Origin of the sequence: Streptomyces sp. NPDC056160, from assembly GCF_042268205.1 — a bacterium.
Taxonomy (GTDB): domain Bacteria; phylum Actinomycetota; class Actinomycetes; order Streptomycetales; family Streptomycetaceae; genus Streptomyces.
Map to the genome: position 1 here is coordinate 1 of NZ_JBHJUW010000156.1, position 18,412 is coordinate 18,412.

The 18,412-nt window shown below is 69.0% G+C and carries 15 protein-coding genes and 4 pseudogenes; 9 read left to right on the forward strand and 10 right to left on the reverse strand.

Going from position 1 to position 18,412, the window contains the following annotated elements; all coding sequences use genetic code 11:
- Positions 1–904 precede the first annotated feature (904 nt).
- Both ACFC02_RS35965 and ACFC02_RS35970 read left to right on the forward strand, forming a co-directional pair.
- Positions 905–2,113, forward strand: a complete 1,209-nt coding sequence (locus tag ACFC02_RS35965) for an FG-GAP-like repeat-containing protein (RefSeq protein WP_376366342.1) — start codon at positions 905–907, stop codon at positions 2,111–2,113.
- Positions 2,091–2,456 (forward strand): hypothetical protein, encoded by a 366-nt coding sequence (locus ACFC02_RS35970; protein ID WP_376366370.1) that lies wholly within the window; start codon positions 2,091–2,093, stop codon positions 2,454–2,456. Before ACFC02_RS35965 ends, ACFC02_RS35970 begins: the two co-directional genes overlap by 23 nt.
- Before the next feature lie 118 nt (positions 2,457–2,574).
- Here the strand turns inward: ACFC02_RS35970 and ACFC02_RS35975 are convergent.
- From ACFC02_RS35975 to ACFC02_RS36005, 7 genes and pseudogenes are all read right to left on the reverse strand, one after another.
- A pseudogene (locus ACFC02_RS35975) lies at positions 2,575–3,184 on the reverse strand (sensor histidine kinase); the annotation flags it as partial.
- Between the two features lie 146 nt (positions 3,185–3,330).
- The gene (locus tag ACFC02_RS35980; RefSeq protein ID WP_376366344.1) at positions 3,331–3,729 is read right to left on the reverse strand and encodes a nuclear transport factor 2 family protein; all 399 of its coding nucleotides are present in this window, start codon (positions 3,727–3,729) and stop codon (positions 3,331–3,333) included.
- A 22-nt stretch (positions 3,730–3,751) separates the two neighbouring features.
- A complete protein-coding gene (locus ACFC02_RS35985; RefSeq protein WP_376366346.1) occupies positions 3,752–4,606 on the reverse strand; it encodes an alpha/beta fold hydrolase in 855 nt (284 codons plus the stop codon).
- Positions 4,607–4,726: 120 nt separating this feature from the next.
- Entirely contained in the window at positions 4,727–5,203 is a 477-nt protein-coding gene (locus ACFC02_RS35990) for a winged helix-turn-helix transcriptional regulator (protein WP_376366348.1), read from the reverse strand.
- 369 nt (positions 5,204–5,572) lie between these two features.
- Positions 5,573–5,998, reverse strand: a complete 426-nt coding sequence (locus ACFC02_RS35995) for an HIT family protein (protein WP_376366350.1) — start codon at positions 5,996–5,998, stop codon at positions 5,573–5,575.
- 93 nt (positions 5,999–6,091) lie between these two features.
- Complete coding sequence (locus tag ACFC02_RS36000; protein ID WP_376366352.1) at positions 6,092–6,286, reverse strand: hypothetical protein; 195 nt, start codon at positions 6,284–6,286, stop codon at positions 6,092–6,094.
- Between the two features lie 228 nt (positions 6,287–6,514).
- Positions 6,515–6,697, reverse strand: a complete 183-nt coding sequence (locus ACFC02_RS36005) for a hypothetical protein (protein WP_376366354.1) — start codon at positions 6,695–6,697, stop codon at positions 6,515–6,517.
- A gap of 112 nt (positions 6,698–6,809) precedes the next feature.
- Here ACFC02_RS36005 and ACFC02_RS36010 point away from each other — a divergent pair, with 112 nt between their 5' ends.
- Both ACFC02_RS36010 and ACFC02_RS36015 read left to right on the forward strand, forming a co-directional pair.
- Positions 6,810–7,250, forward strand: coding sequence for a MarR family winged helix-turn-helix transcriptional regulator (locus tag ACFC02_RS36010; RefSeq protein ID WP_376366356.1), 441 nt, complete (start codon positions 6,810–6,812; stop codon positions 7,248–7,250).
- Positions 7,251–7,333: 83 nt separating this feature from the next.
- Entirely contained in the window at positions 7,334–8,224 is an 891-nt protein-coding gene (locus ACFC02_RS36015; protein ID WP_376366358.1) for an NmrA/HSCARG family protein, read from the forward strand.
- A gap of 1,856 nt (positions 8,225–10,080) precedes the next feature.
- On the opposite strand, the pseudogene ACFC02_RS36020 reads toward ACFC02_RS36015, so the two are convergent.
- Positions 10,081–10,685 (reverse strand): annotated as a pseudogene (locus tag ACFC02_RS36020) (IS3 family transposase); the annotation flags it as partial.
- Positions 10,686–10,866: 181 nt separating this feature from the next.
- Here ACFC02_RS36020 and ACFC02_RS36025 point away from each other — a divergent pair.
- Positions 10,867–11,535, forward strand: coding sequence for a Type 1 glutamine amidotransferase-like domain-containing protein (locus ACFC02_RS36025; RefSeq protein ID WP_376366360.1), 669 nt, complete (start codon positions 10,867–10,869; stop codon positions 11,533–11,535).
- A gap of 234 nt (positions 11,536–11,769) precedes the next feature.
- Here ACFC02_RS36025 and ACFC02_RS36030 read toward each other — a convergent pair whose 3' ends face one another.
- A complete protein-coding gene (locus ACFC02_RS36030; protein WP_376366362.1) occupies positions 11,770–13,146 on the reverse strand; it encodes a S41 family peptidase in 1,377 nt (458 codons plus the stop codon).
- Positions 13,147–13,776: 630 nt separating this feature from the next.
- Between ACFC02_RS36030 and ACFC02_RS36035 the strand changes: the two are divergent.
- Positions 13,777–14,016, forward strand: a pseudogene (locus ACFC02_RS36035) (transposase); the annotation flags it as partial.
- Positions 14,017–14,491: 475 nt separating this feature from the next.
- Here the strand turns inward: ACFC02_RS36035 and ACFC02_RS36040 are convergent.
- On the reverse strand, positions 14,492–15,076 hold the full coding sequence (locus tag ACFC02_RS36040) for a CGNR zinc finger domain-containing protein (RefSeq protein WP_376366364.1): 585 nt from the start codon (positions 15,074–15,076) through the stop codon (positions 14,492–14,494).
- 51 nt (positions 15,077–15,127) lie between these two features.
- On the opposite strand from ACFC02_RS36040, the gene ACFC02_RS36045 reads away from it, so the two are divergent.
- The 3 genes and pseudogenes from ACFC02_RS36045 to ACFC02_RS36055 all read left to right on the forward strand — a co-directional run.
- Positions 15,128–16,573, forward strand: coding sequence for an MFS transporter (locus ACFC02_RS36045; protein ID WP_376366366.1), 1,446 nt, complete (start codon positions 15,128–15,130; stop codon positions 16,571–16,573).
- A gap of 52 nt (positions 16,574–16,625) precedes the next feature.
- Entirely contained in the window at positions 16,626–17,747 is a 1,122-nt protein-coding gene (locus ACFC02_RS36050; RefSeq protein ID WP_376366368.1) for an epoxide hydrolase family protein, read from the forward strand.
- Between the two features lie 441 nt (positions 17,748–18,188).
- Positions 18,189–18,412: pseudogene (locus tag ACFC02_RS36055) on the forward strand (hypothetical protein); the annotation flags it as partial.

The window sequence follows — 18,412 nt, forward strand, 5'->3', positions numbered from 1 at the left end:
CCACCGCCCCCGCCTTGATTTTCTGGCACTCAAAAACACCCCGCCCCAATATTTCCCCCCGGCCTTCACGGTAATCCGAACCCGGGGGGGGCCCCCGCTCGAAGAGTGGGGCCCCTCGACGTGAACGGCTATTCAAGCGCGGTCACAGCAGCGGGATCAGCCCTTCAGGATGAACAAGCGGAAGCCCCTGATCCACCGGACCCGTCGCCTTGAACCCCGCACAGTTCGCGTCCGTCTCACCGGCGAGCGAGAAGGCGTATCACGAGTCGATGCCCGCGGTGAGGGAAGGAATCGCGGCGCCGGCCGAGGAGGTGCGCGTGGCCGACGTCGGTCGCCGGCGTTTCCTCCCCGGTGCCGGAGCGGCTGCCGCGGTCGCGGCGGGGGCCCGGCGTCAAGCCGTGCCTCCGCGGCGGCACGGCCGGCGTCGCGGCCGAGCCGCTGCATCTCGTGCACCGTGAGGACGACCCGCCAGTCGGGCTGTAGCCAACACTCCCTACGGGCGTACGCGGAAGACCGTCCTCCCGCTGGACCGTGATCTTGCACGCGTGGCGCGGCTGCGGAAGACGACACGCACGCCGGACGGCTGGGCCTGGTCCATGGCCGGTTGCTCGTCCGGGATCTGCCGGCAGTCGGGTGCAGGCGTACCGGCCCAGGAAGTTGCGAGTGCCGCGTCAAGCTATCGCGTTCGGGGAACTCCGCGCCCCTGGGTACCGCCGTGGTCTACCCGACTGATGTGCTGGGTGGAGCGGAAAATCATACGGCTGCGGGATGTGACACATCAGGCATGCCCGTATCTTCGGCAACGCCCTGATTGATCAGGCAAGAAGGAGATGCGCCGCGCATGGTGCAGGTCCACGAGCACTCGTGCGACGGGAGACCCAGCTCAGGAGAAGGAAAAGGCACCATGACAGTCACGAGTACGCAACAGGCCTTATCCGTGGGACACATCCGGAGGGTCGCCACGTCGGTCGCAGTGGTGGGCGTGATCTCAGCCGCCGCGCTCTTGAGCGCCCCCACTGCCACCGCCCAGCCTTCGCCGGGCGCCGCGCTCCCCGTGGCGCCCGTGTCAGCGGATGCCGGCTTGACGGACCGGCCCGGGGCGACGACGGCGGGACCGGCGAAGCCGTACGATTTCAACGGCGACGGCTACCAGGATCTCGCCACCGGCGGCCCGCACGGCACGGTGGGGGCGGTGGAAGTCGCGGGCTACGTCGCGGTGGTCTACGGATCGGCGTCCGGCCTGAACACCGCGAAGCGCCAGGTCATCAGCCAGGACAGCCCGGGAGTCCCAGGCGCCGCGGAGACGGGGGACGGGTTCGGGTGGGATCTGACCTCGGCGGACTTCGACTGTGACGGCTACGCCGACCTCGCCGTGAGCGCCCCGTTCGAAAAGCTCGATGTCAGCAACGCGGGGCTGGTAACCGTGATCTTCGGCAGTCCCTCGGGCCTGTCAAGCAGCAGCGTGGGGCTGAGCATTCCCGCCGGACAGCAAGACGCGCACGACTACTTCGGGGACGGGATGGCGGCGGGGGACTTCAACCGCGACGGCCGCCCCGAACTGGTCGTCACCGCGGAGGGCAAGCGCTCCTACTTCACGTACTCCTTCAACGCCTCGCGTGCGGCCGTCCCGGGCCCGGTGGCAAAGGCGCCGCAGAACCGGCTCATGGACATCGCGGCGGGTGACGTCGACGGCGACGGCTACGCGGATCTGGCGACCGTCACCGACGACTACGAGGGCCCGTCGTCCACCGACGTCCGCGTCTTCCGCGGCGGCGCCGGCGGACTCGCCACATCACCCGCGGCCGTGGTCACGGCCGGCGAGTGGAGGGGGCTGGCATGGCTGGCGTTGGGTGACGTCAACGGGGACAAGCACGCCGACGTGATCCTGGGCGACAACTACGCACCCGTGAACGGCGTCGACTCTGCCGGCCGGGTGGTTCGCCTACTACGGCGGCGCCGATGGTATCTCGGCCTCCCGCAGCACCGTCATCAGTCAGGACAGCGCGGGTGTCGCGGGCGCGCCCGAGAAGGACGACGGCTTCGGGTTCGCCGTGGCGGCCGGAGACATCAACAACGACGGTTTCGCGGACGTGGCCGTCGGCGTCGTCGGTGAATCCATCGGATCCGTCACCGACGCGGGCATGGCCACCGTCCTCTACGGCACCTCCGGTGGGCTCTCCGGAGCGGGGTCGCAGTCGTTCTCGCAGAACGAGACCGTCGGAACCCCGGAGAAGGACGACGAGATGGGATCGGCAGTCACCCTCCTGGACTTCGACAACGACGGGCAGGACGACCTCGGCATCGGCGTCAGAGGCGAGAACACCGACGACGGAGGAGCACAAGCACTCAAAGCCGCCGGCGGGAAGATCACCGGCACCGGAGCCCTCTCCTTCCTCGGCTCAGACATCGGAGCGAACCCCACCGACGCCTGGCTGGGGATAGCGATCGGCGACTGAGCGGACGAGCCACCTGACCACCCCGGCCCCGCCCCGACACTGACTACCCGGTGTGAGTGTTCCTCGTGAGCGGTGCGTGGAGGCAGCGGACGGGGCACCCTGCAGCAGTCCCTCCGAGCGGCACGGACCACGATCTCCACGCTGGAGGCGTCCTGCCGCAGCTCCACCTCGACCCATGCCTCGTCGTCGCCGACGCGATGCACGGCGGCGGCGTCCACCGCGTTGTCGACGAGGTTGCCGACCACCGTGGCGACATCGGCCGCGTCCTCCGCCACGAGGCGGTCGAGTGCGGTGCCGGCGGAGATACGCAGGGCGACTCTGCGCTCGGCGGCCAGCGAGGACTCGGCCATCAGCAGCGCGGCGATCGCGGTGTCGCGTACGCGGCTGGCGAGGGTCATGTCCAGCGACTGGCGGCGCTGGTTCAACGCACGTATGTGCCGCACCACTTCGTCGTGTTCGCCGATCTGGATCAGCCCGGAGACGGTGTGCAGTTGGTTGGCGAACTCGTGGGCCTGGGCGCGCAGCAGTTCGGAGGAACTCCGGAAGGAGCCGACCTTCCGCTCCGGTTCCGCCAGTTCGGTGCGGTCGCGCAAGGTGGTGACAGAGCCCAGGGTGCGGCCGTCCTTGACGACGGTCATCCGGTTCATGACGAGCATGCGTGCGCGGCGGATGACGACCTGGTCGGGCTGGTCGGCGCCGCCCCGGGCCCCGATGAGCACGTCCCGCAGCCCGTCGTTCGAGTCTTTCGGGCGCGCCGAGCCGCTCGTTCGTCAGCGGGTGGGCCCGGTGCCGCGGGGTGCCTCTGTCGCCGGGGCTCGGCAGGGCCGCCACCCTCTTCACGGTCGGAGGACGGGGCACTGCGTGCCGAAGGGGGTCACATGACCGCATGGGTCTCCAGCGGACCTGCGGTGATGCGCAGTTCGCGGATGCGGAGCGGTCCTCCCTCTGCCAGGTAGAAGATATGTGTGAACGGGGCGCGGACGACGCGGTCCGGTTCGCTCTTCTTGGCCATCGTCGCCTCGCCGCGCAGCAGCCTGACGCCTTTGTCCGCGGTCCAGAACTCCAGTACCTCGTGAGTGATGTGCAACGGCCCGTCGATCTTGACGAAAAACGCCTTGATGGCTTCGACGCCGTGGATGTGCGCGGTGCCGAAGTACAGGTCGGTGTCCTCGGTGAGCGGTGCGAAGCCTTCGTCGAACGACAGGGTGTCGATGGCGTCCATGAATTTCAGGACCCAGGCGGGGACGTTCGTCGGGTGTGCCGTGTTCGCCATGGCGTAGTCCACTCCGTCGTGGTCAGGCCGCGGTGGGCAGGGCGGCGAGAAAGGCGTCGATCTCGGCGTTGACCGAAGCGGGGTTCTCACGCGCGGCGAGGTGGGCGGTGTGCTTGAGGACGCGGAAGGCGCTGTCCGGGATGGCGTCGGCCATCTTCCGGACCACGTGCACGGGGAACTGGCTGTCCTCCTCGCCTGCGATGATCAGGACGGGCACGTCCTTGATGGTGTTCAGGCGGCGGTGTTCGTCCTTGCGGCCGATCAGGATGCTGCGTAGTGCCCATGCCACGGACTTCGGGTCGTCACGGAGCACGACCTTGGTGAACTCGACGAACTCGGGGTTCGAGGCCTCCGCACTCGGCCCGGCGAACGCGCGGCGCGCGGCCTTGGCGGCAAGCGCGGGCATCGTCGAGTTCAGCGACAGGAACGCGGCCAGAGCGGTGGCCCAGATGCTCTCGAACGTCGTGGGCAGCGAGGCGGTGCAGTTGATGCCGACCGCGGCCGCGGACCGCTCCGGGTGGTAGGCCGGGAAGACGCCGGCGAGCATGCCGCCCCAGCTGTTGCCGACCAGCACGCACTTGCCGATGTCGAGCGCGTCGAGGATCTCGACGAGGACGGTGGAGCAGTCCTTCAGGTCGATGATCTTCCGCAGCGCGTCGGACTTGCCGTGTCCGGGGCTGTCGATGAGTACGACGCGGTGCGTCGGGGCGAAGTGCTCGTACTGGTACTCCCACATGGTGCCGTCCATCATCAGGCTCGGCCAGAACACCATGGGCCGACCGTCAGCGCGCCCGCCGACGCGCACGTTGATCAGGCCCAGTGACGTGGGGATCAGCCTCTCGGCGATGCCTTCGATCCGGTTCGGGGTGGTCGGCATGATCGTCCTCCCAGCAGTCGGAGCGCGGCACGACTCGGCCGCTGGCTAGTAGCGTATTCGCACTAGTCCTGAAACGCTACCATTGCTCTCATGGCCTGGATCACGTCCGATCCGCAGCAGTCAGCCGACGCTCGCCGCGTCCGCGTCACCCTGCTCGGCCGGCAGGGGGCGCAGGGTCGACGCCTCGACCGGCTGGTGGCAGTTGCTGCACGCGAGGTAGGGATTGGTGGGGCTGTCACACACTGTGTGCAGGAACCGGTGACGCGTGCCGTCGCCGTCGCTCGCATGGACCTCGGCCCAGCGTGTGACGGCCGCGATGGCGGGGACGACGAGTTCCCGGGCGCTGTCCGTGAGCTGGTACTCGTACCACGGCTTGTCCTGGCGGTAGGCGCGCTTGGTGAGCAGGCCCAGGTCGATCAGACTGTTGAGTCGCGCGGTCAGAATGTTCGCCGAGATACCCAGCGCCCGTTTGAGTTCGCCGAATCGACCGACGCCGAAGAACACTTCGCGCAGGATCTGGTAGTTCCAGCGCTCCGAGATGGCGGCCAGGAACTCCTGGCCGTGCCTGAAGGTCACGTGGTTCTCGCTGCCGGACATGGCACTCCCTGCACGGGGTAGGCGTAAATCAGCACTAGTATGGTTCCGATACTAGTTCCGGCGTGAGGGCCTTGCACGTCCGGGCGCTGCCTCGCCCCGACGAGCGTGCAAGTCCCGGTCGACGCGGCACTGAACAAGAGCGCCTGCGCCAACCGCCTCGCCATAGGCTGCCGCCCACTTCGTGATGATCTTCCGTCACATACCCGCTCAACCCGTGAGGCACCAAGAGGGCGCAGCGGGAGGCCCGCCGCCTCCCCCTTGGTCTCATCGGCCCCGTACCCGGCGCCTCCCTCTTGTCCTCATCGGCCCCGCACCCGCCGCGGATCCGCGTGGGGCGCCCGTGAGCAGCGAGTGGACTCCGGTCCTGGCTCAGCTTCTGGGACGCTTCTCAGCGGCCAGTGCGTGGGCGAGTCGTGTGGCTGGGTCACCGGCGAACTGATGCTGGGACTGGCCGGTCGGCCAGGTGGAGATGCCGTCGTCCGGCCACCGCGGAACGACGTGGAAGTGCAGATGAGGCACCGACTGCTCCGATCCTGGCCCACTCGCGTTGAGGACGTTCACTCCGGTTGCGTTCAATGCGGAGCGCATGGCGTGCGCCAGTCGCTGGACCAGTTCGACGGTCTCGGCCAGTACCTCGGCGGGGGTGTCGAAGACATCGGCGTAGTGAGATGCCGGTATCGCCAGGGTGTGCCCTGGAGCGAGAGGGTTGAGAGGGGTGAACGCACAGGTGGACGGCGCGCGGGCCACCCACTGGGCGCTGTCTTCACGGATGAGCCGGCAGAAGGGGCACGACATGCCGATGACGTTGCCACATGCCGGCAGAGCGCCCGCGGGCACCCCGCAGTTCGCGATCGCCGATCGAGGGCGAACAGCTCTCCGGGCGCCGTTTCAGCCCGTGCCCTCCAGCCGTGCGGCGCTGTTCCAGCCCTCACCGGCCTGATCGGCCGCTTCCTGGCCGCCCGACATGTCGCTGAGCAGCGGAGAGCGGGAAGCAGGGAGCGGGGAGCGGGACAGCATCATCACGGCCGTTCCGGCCGCCGCAGGACCCGCGACCGCCAGCAGGATGAACAGGCCGCCGCGCACCACCTCATGGGTACTACCGGCGGCCCCCGAGCCCGCCGAGGGCGTGCTGCTGCGACGCCTCGTGGGGGTGCGTGCCGAGGGTCGTGGGCGCGGCCGAAGCCGTGGGCAGTGGAGTGCCGGTCACAGCAGACCCTTGACCGGCGCCGAGTATGCCCGTGCACAGCCCGAGGGCGAGGGCCGGAACCCGTCTGTGTCTGGAACACAACGAGGTGTCCTTCCGTCTTGAAGTCAGCCGGACAGGGAGCGGCAGCAAACTTCAAACTCGCACACTCGTTCGGTATTGGAGATCGTCAGGATACCGACACGTGTCCGGCCAGGACGGTCTGACGCCACGGTGAGCGACAGTTCGCGCACCTTGCCTGCGGGGCTCAACGCCAGGACCAGCCAGGAGGCGGCCAGCGGTATCGTCATCACCCACATTGTGGGACGAATACCAATGGCCGAGCCGAGAAGGCCGCCCAGTGCGGACTGCCGGCCCGCGACGCGTAGGCTGATCGTTCGTCATCGGACCGGGGAGGTCGGCGTGGACTATGGCGACAAGCTCTTCTGGCTCTCGGTTGTGATTCAACGCAAGTACGCGCAGGTCTGCGCCGAGTTCGACCTGACCCCCTCGCAGGCCACGCTGCTCTGCGCAGTCAGGAACGAGCCGCGGCGGATGGCTGACCTCGCCGCGTCGTTGGGTATGACCAAGAACGCATTGAGCCAGCTGGTCGATCGCACCGCGCGGCGCGAGTTGGTCGGCCGGGCAAGCTCGGCGCAGGACCGACGGGTCGTCATGCTCAGCGCGACGCCCACGGGGAAGGTGCTCGCCGAGGCCCTTTACGCCGAGGTCGCCAAGCGCCTGCCCGAGATCGCGAGGAACCTCGACGCCGACGACCAGCGCGACTTCGAGCGCGTGGCCACCGCCATCGTGGACACCTCGGACCTCTCTTCGCCCACCTCGAACCAACCCATCACACCGTGAGGTCCGGCTACACCCGCACCTTGACGACGTTCATGCCGTGAACTAATTTCGTTCATGCCATGAACTAGTGAAGGGTGGCAGCGATGAGCACACAGACGACCGGCACGATCGCAGTCTTCGGCGCGACGGGGCAACAGGGCGGGGCGGTGGTCGACGCGCTGCTGGACCACAAGGCGCGGGTGCGGGCTCTGGTCCGCAACCCGCAGTCCGACCGGGCTCAGGCGCTGGCCGCCCGCGGCGTCGAGCTGGCGGCCATCCGGGCCGACGACCCGGCGTCGCTGGCCGCCGCGCTGGCGACGGTCGAGGGGTTCTACTTCATGACCCCGGAGGCGAACAGCCTCGAAGAGGTCGAGGCGGAGATCCGCATCGGTACCGCGCTCGTCGACGCGGCGGTCGAGGCGGGCGTCCCGCACGTCGTGTTCAACTCGGCCTTCGGAGCGGACCGGGAGTCGGGTGTGCCGCACCACGACTCGAAGCACTCGATCGAGGAGTACCTGAGGAAGTCCGGCCTCAGGGCCTCGATGGTTCGCGCGACCGCCTTCATGGAGAACTTCGTGAGCGTGATGGCACCGAGCCTGGAGCATGGGGAGATCGTGCTGAGGCTGCCGCTGCCAAAGGACGTCGCCCTGAAGATGATCTCGGTCAGGGACATCGGCCGGGTCTCCGCCGCGCTCCTGCTCGGCACCGCGCAGGCGCCCGGCGGAGCCGTCGAGCTCGTCGGCGACGAGCTGACGGGCCCCCAGATCGCCGCGGCGTTCGGCGCGCGCGCCGGGCTCCCGGCACGGTACGAGGCCCTCCCGTTGAGCGTGCTTCCCAACGACCTCGACAAGGCGATGTTCCGCGAGTTCGCGAAGGCGGCGGAATACCCTTCGGACCTCGCGGTGGTGCGCTCGATCGAGCCGGCCACCCTGGACCTGGTCGAGTGGATCCGGGCTACCGGCTGGACCGCGCCCACAAACGTGGCTGGTTCCTGAGCCTCCGGCCGCGATGCACGCCCCGCGATCGCGCCCACGGTCTCGGCGCTCTTGGCACGGCAACGCATCCGCCGACGGTTGAAGTAGTCACGAAGCTCCCGGGGCGTGCCCGAGGCCGACACCGGCACACTGGTTGGCGAGAGGCCGCCGGTCGACGGCGAGGTAGAGATCCACCTCCAGGAGGCCCCGGGCCGCCGACCAAAAGACCTCACCGACTACGCCCGCGAGGCCGTCCGCGGCGGCCGCCGCGGCAATGTTCGCGAGTTCCGCGATCCCGGCGAGCGCGTCCTGGCCGACCTTGAGCGGGCGGACCCAGATCAGCCCGACCAGCTCGCCGCCGCACCAACGGCATCACGGCCGGCCGCGGCACGATCCCCTCGGCCAGTGATGCGGTGTACGTCTCCTTCACCACGCCGACCAGGCCGTTCCACATCCGGGCGTCCATGCAACGCCCCCTCGCTGATGCCGTTCTCGATCATTGCCGACCCTGCCACGCAAACGGTCGCCGTGTGTCAGCGAGATGATCAGCCAGCCGCGGAGCGCGCCGACAGAAGGCGCCGTGCTGGTCCACGACAGTGCTGGACATCAGCTCGACCAACTCGTCCTCGGTGGCGCGACGCAGGGCGATGCGGACCGTGCGCTACAAGTCGGTCCAGGCGGAAGCCGCCTGCCAGCGTCCAAGCTCGTCCCAGTGCCCGGAGGGCAAAAGCACCTTTCCGTGGCCCAGTTGAGCCCGCAAGGCATACCACGCGCGCCGCCGTATCCTGCTCTGCGACGGCGCGAGGATCGTCAGGCTGCGGGCCGTTCCGCCTCCTCGTCGGTCATCTCCGTTGAGCTGAGGGGGGAGGCTGATCTGAATATGGGCATGAAGAAGTCACTGTCATCTCACACAAGGAAGAGAATGCGCATGGGCTCCCGGTCCGCAGGTTCTCAGCTGGACGTCCCAGGATGACAACGGACCCATCGACGGGACGTACACGATCCAGGAACAGGCGAACGGCAAGGGTCCTTGGACGCCAATGAGCGAAACGAAGTCGTTCCAGGGGACTCAGCGCGGCAACGGGATCGATGGGCCCGGAGGGCAGCTGGGCGACGCGGTCCCCGTGCATGGCACGCACCCTCCAGCAGAACGGCCATCGGCTGCACCTCAATGGCGATTTGGGAATCGAGACGGTGGACCTGTACGACTCTCCATCGGTCGCAGCAGCCGCCGGGTGGAGATGATCTGGCCTCGCCTCTGCTTGTGTCCTGACTCGGCACCCGTCAGGTTGCGCTCGCTGCACTTGCGTATCGGTGTGCCGGTAAGAACGCTTCCACCAGCAAACGGGATGGCTGGCGCCTCGATCACGATCGGTGGCCGGGTGGGGAGGTCTGGCCGGCCTGGGTGAGGAGGCGTTCCCGGAGGGAGCCGGGTGAAGGTCGCCCGGAGGTGGGTGCCGGGGGCGAGCGGGAGGCTCGCGTGGACCGACCCGGCCAGGGTCTCGCTCCGGGGGTTCATGAAGTCGGCCGGACACAGCCGGGATCCGCTGGCGGCGACCATGCTGGTGAGGACCACTCCGGAGTCGGGCTCGCCAATGCCCATCTGCTCCTGCATGGCGGCCGAGGCCAGGCCGATCTTGTGGCCGGCGATCCGGGCGCCTGCCGAAACCCGCTCCCCCACGTCGATCCGCTGGATGCGGTAGGCGTCTTCCCGGGTCAGGCGCGGGAACCGTTTCGACAGCGGGCGGGCAGGAACGCCGGTTCGGGCAGCCTCGGCCAGCTCCCGGGCCAGGCCCGGTCAAGCATCCCCCACTGCTTCGGGACCACCGGCTGTCTGTCCGGCCGGACGCTGTGCGCTTGCGGGACGTGCCACCTCCGTGCCGCCGCATCAGCCGCTCGACCCGCTTGCGATTGACGGTGTGCCCCAAGCCGCGCAGCCCGGCGTGGATGCGACGGACCCCGTACGTTCCCTTGTGCGCGGTGTGAACCTCACGGATCTCCGCGACAAGCAGGTTCTCGGCGGCCTGCCTCTCTTCGCGGGCCTTCGCGCCGGCAAGCCACCGGTAGTACCCGGAGCGCGAGACCTGAAGGACCCGGCATATCCGCTGAACGCCGAAGGCCTCGGCGTGAACGGAGACGAAGTCCCAGCGGCGAATCTTCACTTCATCTTCTTCGCGCAATAGGCCGCCGCCCGCCGCAGAATCTCCCGCTCGAGCTCCCACTCCTTCTCCGCCTTGCGCAGCCGACCGTTCTCGGCTCTCAACCGGGCCAGTTCCTCGCTCTGGCTCTCCGTGTTCTGCTCGCCGCGGCTGTGATCGCGACCTGCCTGCTCGTCGGCCTGGCGTACCCAGCTGCGCAGTGCCTCACCGGTCACCCCGACATCCGCCGCCACCGCCGCATACGTGCGATTCCCACCCGCCGCCCGATGCAACGCGACGGCATCGTTCCTGAACTCCTCCGGATACGGAGACCGACGTCCCACCAGGACACCCTTCCTCGGATCCGCAAGATCCATTGTCAGAGTGTCCGCACCACCGGGGTCACCTCAGCGCAGCTCGTCACCTGTCGTGGAGGCGCCCGGTCTTGATGCGGCCGTGCCATAACGGTGTTGGTGGATCCTGGGTTCGTTGCGCAGGCCCCGTGAGTCGTGCTTGGCTCGCCCGATGAACTTTCTGCTGACGGCGAGTGGTCTGCGTAACGGGACGCAGCGGGATGCGCTGCGCGACATGCTGGGTAGGCCGTTCGCATCGGCGAACGTCGTGTACGTTCCCACGGCATCAGTCGCCGAGCCCGGGGACCATGGATGGTTCGTCGCGGACATGAACCGGCTGCACGGCCTCGGCTGGCGGGAGTTCGACGTCCTGGAGCTGAATGGCCTGCCCCGGCGAATGGTGCTCGACCGGCTGCTCCACGCCGACGTCATCTATGTCGGGGGCGGCAGCCATTACCACCTCGCGCGCAGCATCACCGGCAACGGCCTGGCCGACGGCTTCCTGGAGGCGCTGGAGAGCCGGGTCTATGTGGGGTTCAGCGCCGGATCGATGATCTTCAGCCGTAATCTCACCGGACGCTCTGCCGACGTCATCGGGGACACCATGGACCTCCACGTGCTCGGCGCGACGACCGTGGAGCCGCCGTTCGGCCTCTTCGACTGGTATCTCAAGCCTCACCTGTACTCACCGGATTTCCCCGAGCGGGACGACGCCTGGGCCGATCGCATCGCTGCGCGGGCTGACTTCCCGGTCTACTTCATCGACGACGAGACGGCCGTTCGCGTCAGGGGCGGCGAGGTGGATGTCATTTCTGAAGGCCGGTGGCGGTTCCATCCGTGACTCAACAAGGCGGTGCAGCCGGTCCGGCCCCGCCCGACAGGCCGGAAAGTCCCCCTGTACGAGAAGATCGCCTGCCGGGGAATGCATGGTGACCGCCGACTGCCCGTGCGCGGAAGCCGGCCCCGTTATTGGTGGGCTCGCGTATTCGACTGTCGCGAGTTGTCGGTGCTGCTGAGCGTGGTGGTGACTTTCCGTGATCTCCAGCGGGTCGTCCCCAGGCCCGCTACTCCTGCGTCAGCCCGTGGCACCGCCGTAGTTCCGCAGGACGTTCAGAGCCCTGTCGAACGCCGAGTCCCTCTTCTTGTCGAACTCCTCCTTCGTGAAGACCGGCTCTTTGAGGTGCGGCGGAATGCCCGTGCCGTCGAAGGTCCTCCCCGACCGGGTCAGGAACTCCTCGTTCGGCAGCCAGGCCGACATGCCGTTGGGAAGCTTGCGCTGCATGACGTCCGAGAAGACGCCCTGTGTGGGCTGCCCGATCCGGACCGTCTTGTCAGGCCGGTCCATGAGGGCCTGGGTGAAGGTCTCCCCCGCGCTGAAGGTCGAGCCGCCGGTCAGCACGGCGACCGGCCCGGTGTAACGGGGTCCCTGGGCGGGCGTGACATACGCGGGCTGGGGGCGGGTGTGCCGGGTGGGGTCGGCGGGGTCGTTGCGGGCCCGCTTTGAGTAGGCGGGGTAGGAGGTGTCGGTGAGACGCTCGGCGATGTGGATTCCCAGGGCGTCGGAGCCGCCGCCGTTGATCCGCAGGTCGATGATCAGGCCCTTCAGGCGCTGGGTGCGCTCCTGGCTGAGGACCGTGTCCAGCGCCCTGTCGAGCTCGGCCAGCCGGGCGGCGTAGGGGGCGCCGTCGCCCGCGTATCCGCCGAAGCCGGAGATCCGCAGATAGCCCTGCCCGCCGGGGAGGTCGGCGTAGGTGATCCGCCCGTGGGCGAAGTCCTGGAGGTTCCGGGCGTTCCTGAGGTCGCGCGCCACGATGAACTTCTTGACCTTGGTGTCCAGCTCCTCGGTGGGTACGACGGTGCCGGGGCGAACCTGTGCGAAGACGCGATCGCCGTCCTGGACGGCAACGTGGGCATCGTAGAGCGGCTTGACCATCTCGCTGAAGACGGCGTAGAGCTCGTCCCTCGTCGTCCCAGCGTGTACCCGGGGGCGGTATCGGTCGCGTACGGCGTGCCAGTCGATGCCCTTGGCGGAAAAGAAGGGGTAGTTCTCCTCGAAGGACTGCCAGAAGACGTCAAAGGAAGCGAGCGGACCCTTGGGGGCCGGACGCGTGCAGGCGTCGGGCAACTCCGGGATACGGCGCAGGTTCCGGTCGCCGACGGAGCCGTCCGCCCGCAGGTACCCGCGGTCGCTGCCGCCTTGGGTGCGCACGGTGAGGACAGTGCCGTCGGGCATGGTGTAGGTGCCGGGGCCGGTCCGCTGCGCGGAATCGCCCTTGCGACAGCTGACGGCGGTGGTCTGGTACTCCTGGAATGTTCCGTTCCGGATGGATAGGACTGTGCCGTAGCCGTCCATACGCCAGATTCCGTCGGTGGTCGGCCGGTGGGCGGTGCCGGCCGGCGCGGCCTGGCCGGCGAGGGCCAGGGCGGCGGCGATGGCCGTGGCAATGCGCACGATCCTGCCTTCTCTGTAGGCGACTTGCTCGGGGCAGCCCCACGGTCGCCGACATGGCGTTCTCCCGACCATCCGGCTGTCCGGTTGATCGACGGTGGGGTCAGCCCCCGCTACCGGCAGTGCCCGAGGGCGATCGCGCTCGGGGACCGACCGTCGCGGACCACACCACGCCACTCATGGGATCTCCTGTTCAACTGTCACCAGCTCCCCGCGCAGCGAGGAAGATCCGGCGAAGTGGCGCGTGTGGATCGTCTCGAAACCCGGAGAGAAGTGCACGATCGAGTTCAAGCACCAGCCCGAGGATGCAGCCACGGGGGTCAACTTCACCTTCGAGAAGGTCGATCTCCGCGCTGAAGCTGCTTGCTGGAACGTCGCCGCTACTGGCCGGATCAAGATGCGGGAATCGATAGCGGGGCGATTCACTTGGGCGCCGGCCCAAGCAGGCCAAGCTCGCCCAACGGGCATCTCTGCGCGCCCTGGTGGAGGCCGGGCCGGCCCTGTGCCGGTCGCCCGAGCAGATCGCGGGCTGGCCGCGACGGCAGTTTCCTGGTGACACATCCATGCAGATCTCGCACGAAGCGATCCACCTCTCGCTCTGCGACCCTCGCCGGCGCCAGGCGATCGACCGCAGGGATGCCGATCTACCTCTGCGAGCCGCGCAGCCCATGGCAACGCGGCACCAACGAGAACACCAACCGGCTGCTTCCGCACTACCTCCCCAAGGGCGCGGACCTCCGCACTTTCCACCAAGCCGACCTGGACGCCATTGCCTGCGAACTGAACCACCGTCCGCGCAGGACTCACGACTGCCGCACTCCGGCAGAGGTCTACGCCGACCTCCTGAACAGCGGTGATGCGCTGACCGCTTGAGCTCGGGATCGGTTGACGACAGGGTGAGGAGTGGCAGCCGGGACGGTGAAGAGGTGTTGGCCACCGCTACCGGGCCCGGAGGGCGGCTTCCCGAGCGACCACTGTCCCGGTCGAGGCCCGCCTTGAGCTCCCCTGGCGTAAGGGCTGCGCCGTCGTCGCTTCCGAAGGGCAAGAGACCTCGGGAAGCGTAGTCGGTGTGGAGCAGATCGACGTAGGCACCGTAGGCGATCACCCAGACGTCAGTCGGTCCGGCTCGGGATACGCACGGAGAGCACGCGCCTTGTCGCACTGATACCAGGCTCGCGCTGCGCCCTGGACGATCGGAACGGAGATCTTGCGGTCCCGCGCCTGCATTGCGGCTTTCGCTGCGACGCAGATCGCATCGCGAGGAAGCCCTCGAAGGCCCGAACGAGTTCGTCGAAGGCGGGCTCGGACGAAACCCCGGAGCCGGCCTGGCAGGGTCAGGTGCCGGCGCTCAACGCGGGCTGCGCCGGCTCCGGTAGGCCGCGACGCTGGCCCGGTGTGCACAGGTTCGGGTGCAGTACTGCTTCGAGCCGTTGCGCGAGAGGTCCACGAAAGTGGCCCGGCAGGTCGGCCCGGCACATACGCCGAGACGAGCGGGACCGAGCGTGGCGATCACGGAGGCCAGTGCGCTGAGCGTAGTCGTGGCAAGGTGCGCCGAGCAGCGGTCGGTGTCGGAGGTCACCTCGGTCCACCAGCGGTCGTCCTCGTGGCGCAGTACCGGGGTGGCGCGGCTGCGACGCAGACCGTCGTTGATCAGAGCCGCGGCTTCGTCGGCGTCCGTGTTCGCCCGTTCGAGCACCTCACGTACCGTCTCGCGCAACGCCCGGACTTCCGCCAGGTCGGCGCGGGTGAGATGCCGCGGACCGGTCCCTTGGTTCGCGGCCGAACTCGGAGGCTCAGCCGCGGGATGGTCGTCAAGGAAATGCCGGAGCTGCTCCACGGTCTCGAGCGCGTCCTCCCCCTTGATCGGCCTCAAGGTGTTGGCCAGGTCGACGGCCGTCTGGACCGCCCATGAGCTGTCATACGCATCCTGCATTTGACGTGTCTCCTCACCGCTCCGTAACGTTACACTCAAAGGAGGTTTAGCGTGTCACAACATACCCGGCAGGGGACGACGCCGCAGGCGATCCCGTCCGGAGGGGCCCCGGCACCGGAGCGAACCGACGCCCCGGACGGGCGTCGGCTGGGGCTGACTCTGGGGCTGCTGGTGCTGCCGATGTACGTGGCACTGGGAGCGCCGTCGGTGGCCCTGCCGGCCATCGGCCGCGCACTCGCGGTGCCGTTCGGGGCCACCGCTTGGATTCTCGCCGCGTGGTCGCTGACCTCCGCGCTCGCGATGCCGGTCGCGGGTCGGCTGCTGGTCCGCTGGAGCCCCTTCCAGGTTCTCGTCGCCGGGGTCGTGGCGCTCGCCGCGGGCTCCGTGCTCGCCGGAGCCGGGCCGACGCTGTCCGTCGTGATCGTCGGCCGACTGATCGGCGGCGCCGGGGCGGGCGCGACCGTGATCGCCGTCTTTGCCGCGGCCACCGCCCTTCCCGGGCGGCAACGGATCCGCGCCCTGGGAATCATCGCGGCCGCCAGCGCGACGGCGTCGGGGTGCGGGACACTGTTGGGCGGGGCGGTGACCGCGTGGCTCGGGTGGCGTGCCGTGCTCGCGATCCCGTTCTTCGCGCTGCCCCTCCTGCTGGCCGCATTGCCGAGTAGGCGCGCGCTGACGCGCAGCGGTAGCGGCGAGCGGAACGGCTCGACCGGGCGACTCGATATCGTCGGCGCGGCCGTGCTGTCGGTACTCGCCGTCTCCTTGATCACGTTGCTGCAGGCACACTCGGTCGGCCTGCCCGCTCCGGTCACGCTCGTCGTGGCTGCCGCCGGGGCGCTCGCCGCCGTGGGACTGTGGTGGCGCGTGCGAAGCACGCCCGACGGGTTCGTGCCTCGGCGGGTGATCGCATCCCGCGGCTTCCTGGCGGCCGGGCTCATCGGCGGGACCGTCTTCGCCGGCTACTACGGGGTACTCTTCCGCGCCCCGTCCCTGATCGAGCAGGCCACAGGCGGTGGCCCCCTGGAAGCCGGCGTGCTCTTGGTCCCGGCCGCCGCCTGCTCGGTGCTGGCCGGGCGGCTGGTCGGCACCTTGACCGACCGGTTCACCGGCTGGCAGGTGTCGGCCGGGCTTGCGGCGCTCACCGTCGTCGGCGTGCTCGTGGTCGCGATCCTCACCGGGCCGATCCCGGTTGTCGTCGGCACGGCGTTGACCGTGTGCGGGTTCGCCGGCGCCCAAGCCGTACTGGTGAGCCTCGCGCCGGACCTGGTCGCCGCGGACGACCGCGACACCGCACAGGGCCTGCTCAACTTCATGAACGCCCTGGGTGGCGGGATCGGTCCGGCCGCTGTCGCGGGTCTGTCCGGCATCGTGCCGGTGCCGGTGGCCCTCGCCGTGCTCGCGGCACTCCCCCTGGCCGGACTCGTCCTCAGCCTGACCCGGCGCCCTACCGCCGACCGCCGCCCCGAACCCGAGGCCACGCGTGGGAGCCCGCGATGACGGTCCACCTGCATCTGATCCGATAACGCCTTGACCAGTAAGGAGCCTTGCCATGTCCGCCGAGCCGTTCGAGGTCAGCATCACCGAAGCCGAGATCGCGGACCTGCGTGAACGATTGCGACGGACACGGTGGCCCGAGCGCGAGCCGGTGGACGACTGGTCACAGGGCCTGCCGCTGGCGTACGCGCAGGAGCTTTGCCGCAGCTGGGCCGAGGACTACGACTTCGGGTTCGCCGAGCGGCTGAACGTGTTCCCGCAGTACCGCGACACGCTCGACGGGCTGGGCATCCACTTCCTGCACGTCCGCTCGCCGGAGCCGGACGCGTTCCCGCTCGTGCTCACTCACGGGTGGCCGGGTTCCGTGCTCGAGTTCCTGGAGGTCCTCGGCCCGCTGACCGACCCGCGCACGCACGGCGGTGACCCGGCGGACGCGTTCCACGTGGTCGCGCCGTCGCTGCCCGGGTACGGCTGGAGTGACAAGCCGTCGACGACCGGGTGGGGCATCACTCGCACCGCGCGCGCCTGGGACACGTTGATGGTCTCGCTGGGTTACGAACGGTACGGCGCGCAGGGCGGTGACTGGGGTTCGGCGGTGTCCGCGGTGCTGGGCGAGGTGGCGCCCGAGCGGGTCGCCGGCGTGCACCTGAACCTGGGATCCGTGGCGGCGGGCACGTTCGACGACCCGACGCCCGCGGAGCTGGCGAATCTCGAGGCCGAGAAGGAGATGCAGCGCACCGGCCGGGGGTACTCGGCCATCCAGGCGACCCGGCCGCAGACGCTCGGCTACGGCCTCACCGACTCCCCGGCGGCGCAGGCCGCCTGGATCGCCGAGAAGTTCTGGGCGTGGACGGACAACGACGGCCATCCCGAGGACGCATTGTCGCGGCAGACGATCCTCGACGAGATCTCGGTCTACTGGTTCACCGCGTCGGCCACGTCGTCGGCGCGCCTGTACTGGGAGAGCTTCGCCAACTTCCGGGACAAGGTGACCGCACCATCCGGGCTGTCGGTCTACCCGCGCGACATAACCCGCCCGTCGAGGCGGGAGGCCGAGCTGCGGTTCACCGACCTGCGCTGGTTCGAGGAGCTGCCGCATGGTGGCCACTTCGCCGCGCTGGAGCAGCCGGAGTCGCTGGTCAAGCAGGTGCGCGGGTTCTTCCGCCTGTTCCGCTGACATGTCGACGCGGTCACCGCCGGCACGAGCACAGTGATCCGCAGCGCCGCACCCGCTCCCTGTGCACAGGCGCGGCCGCGTCCACCTCGGATTCGGGTAGGCGTCCTTCAGTTCGACGTGGGTCGGCTCGAAGACCGGTGCCGCGAACGGTGCCCGTTCGGTCGCGAGGCGTACGTGGACGACAGGACCGCCGTCCACGACCTGGTGGAGGCCGTCGTCACTGCTGTACATGCCGACGACTCCGGGCACAGCCGGACGCGGCGGACCGCGGGCAGGCGTGCTTGGTCCGGGACTCTTCAGGAGGCGTGCGATGACGTCTTGGCGGACGGTGAGGTCGATACGCCTGTGACAGAACGAAGACGTCGCGGGGGACCGCCTGTGACTCGGTGCGAGATACAAATACTTCCGACCGCACGCACCGCGCTACTCCTGGGGAACACCGTGAAGTACACCCGCCTCACCGCTCTCGCCGCCATCAGCGTCGCCGCCACCCTCTCGCTCACTGCCTGCGGCGGCGACGGCTCCGCGAACGGTTCGTCCTCGCAGAACTCCTCGTCCTCGTCTTCTTCCTCCTCGGACGGTGGCTCGCAGTCGGACGGCGGCTCGGGCTCCGGCGGCTCGCAGGCCACTGACGCGAACTCGACCTCCAGCAACGCGAACACCGG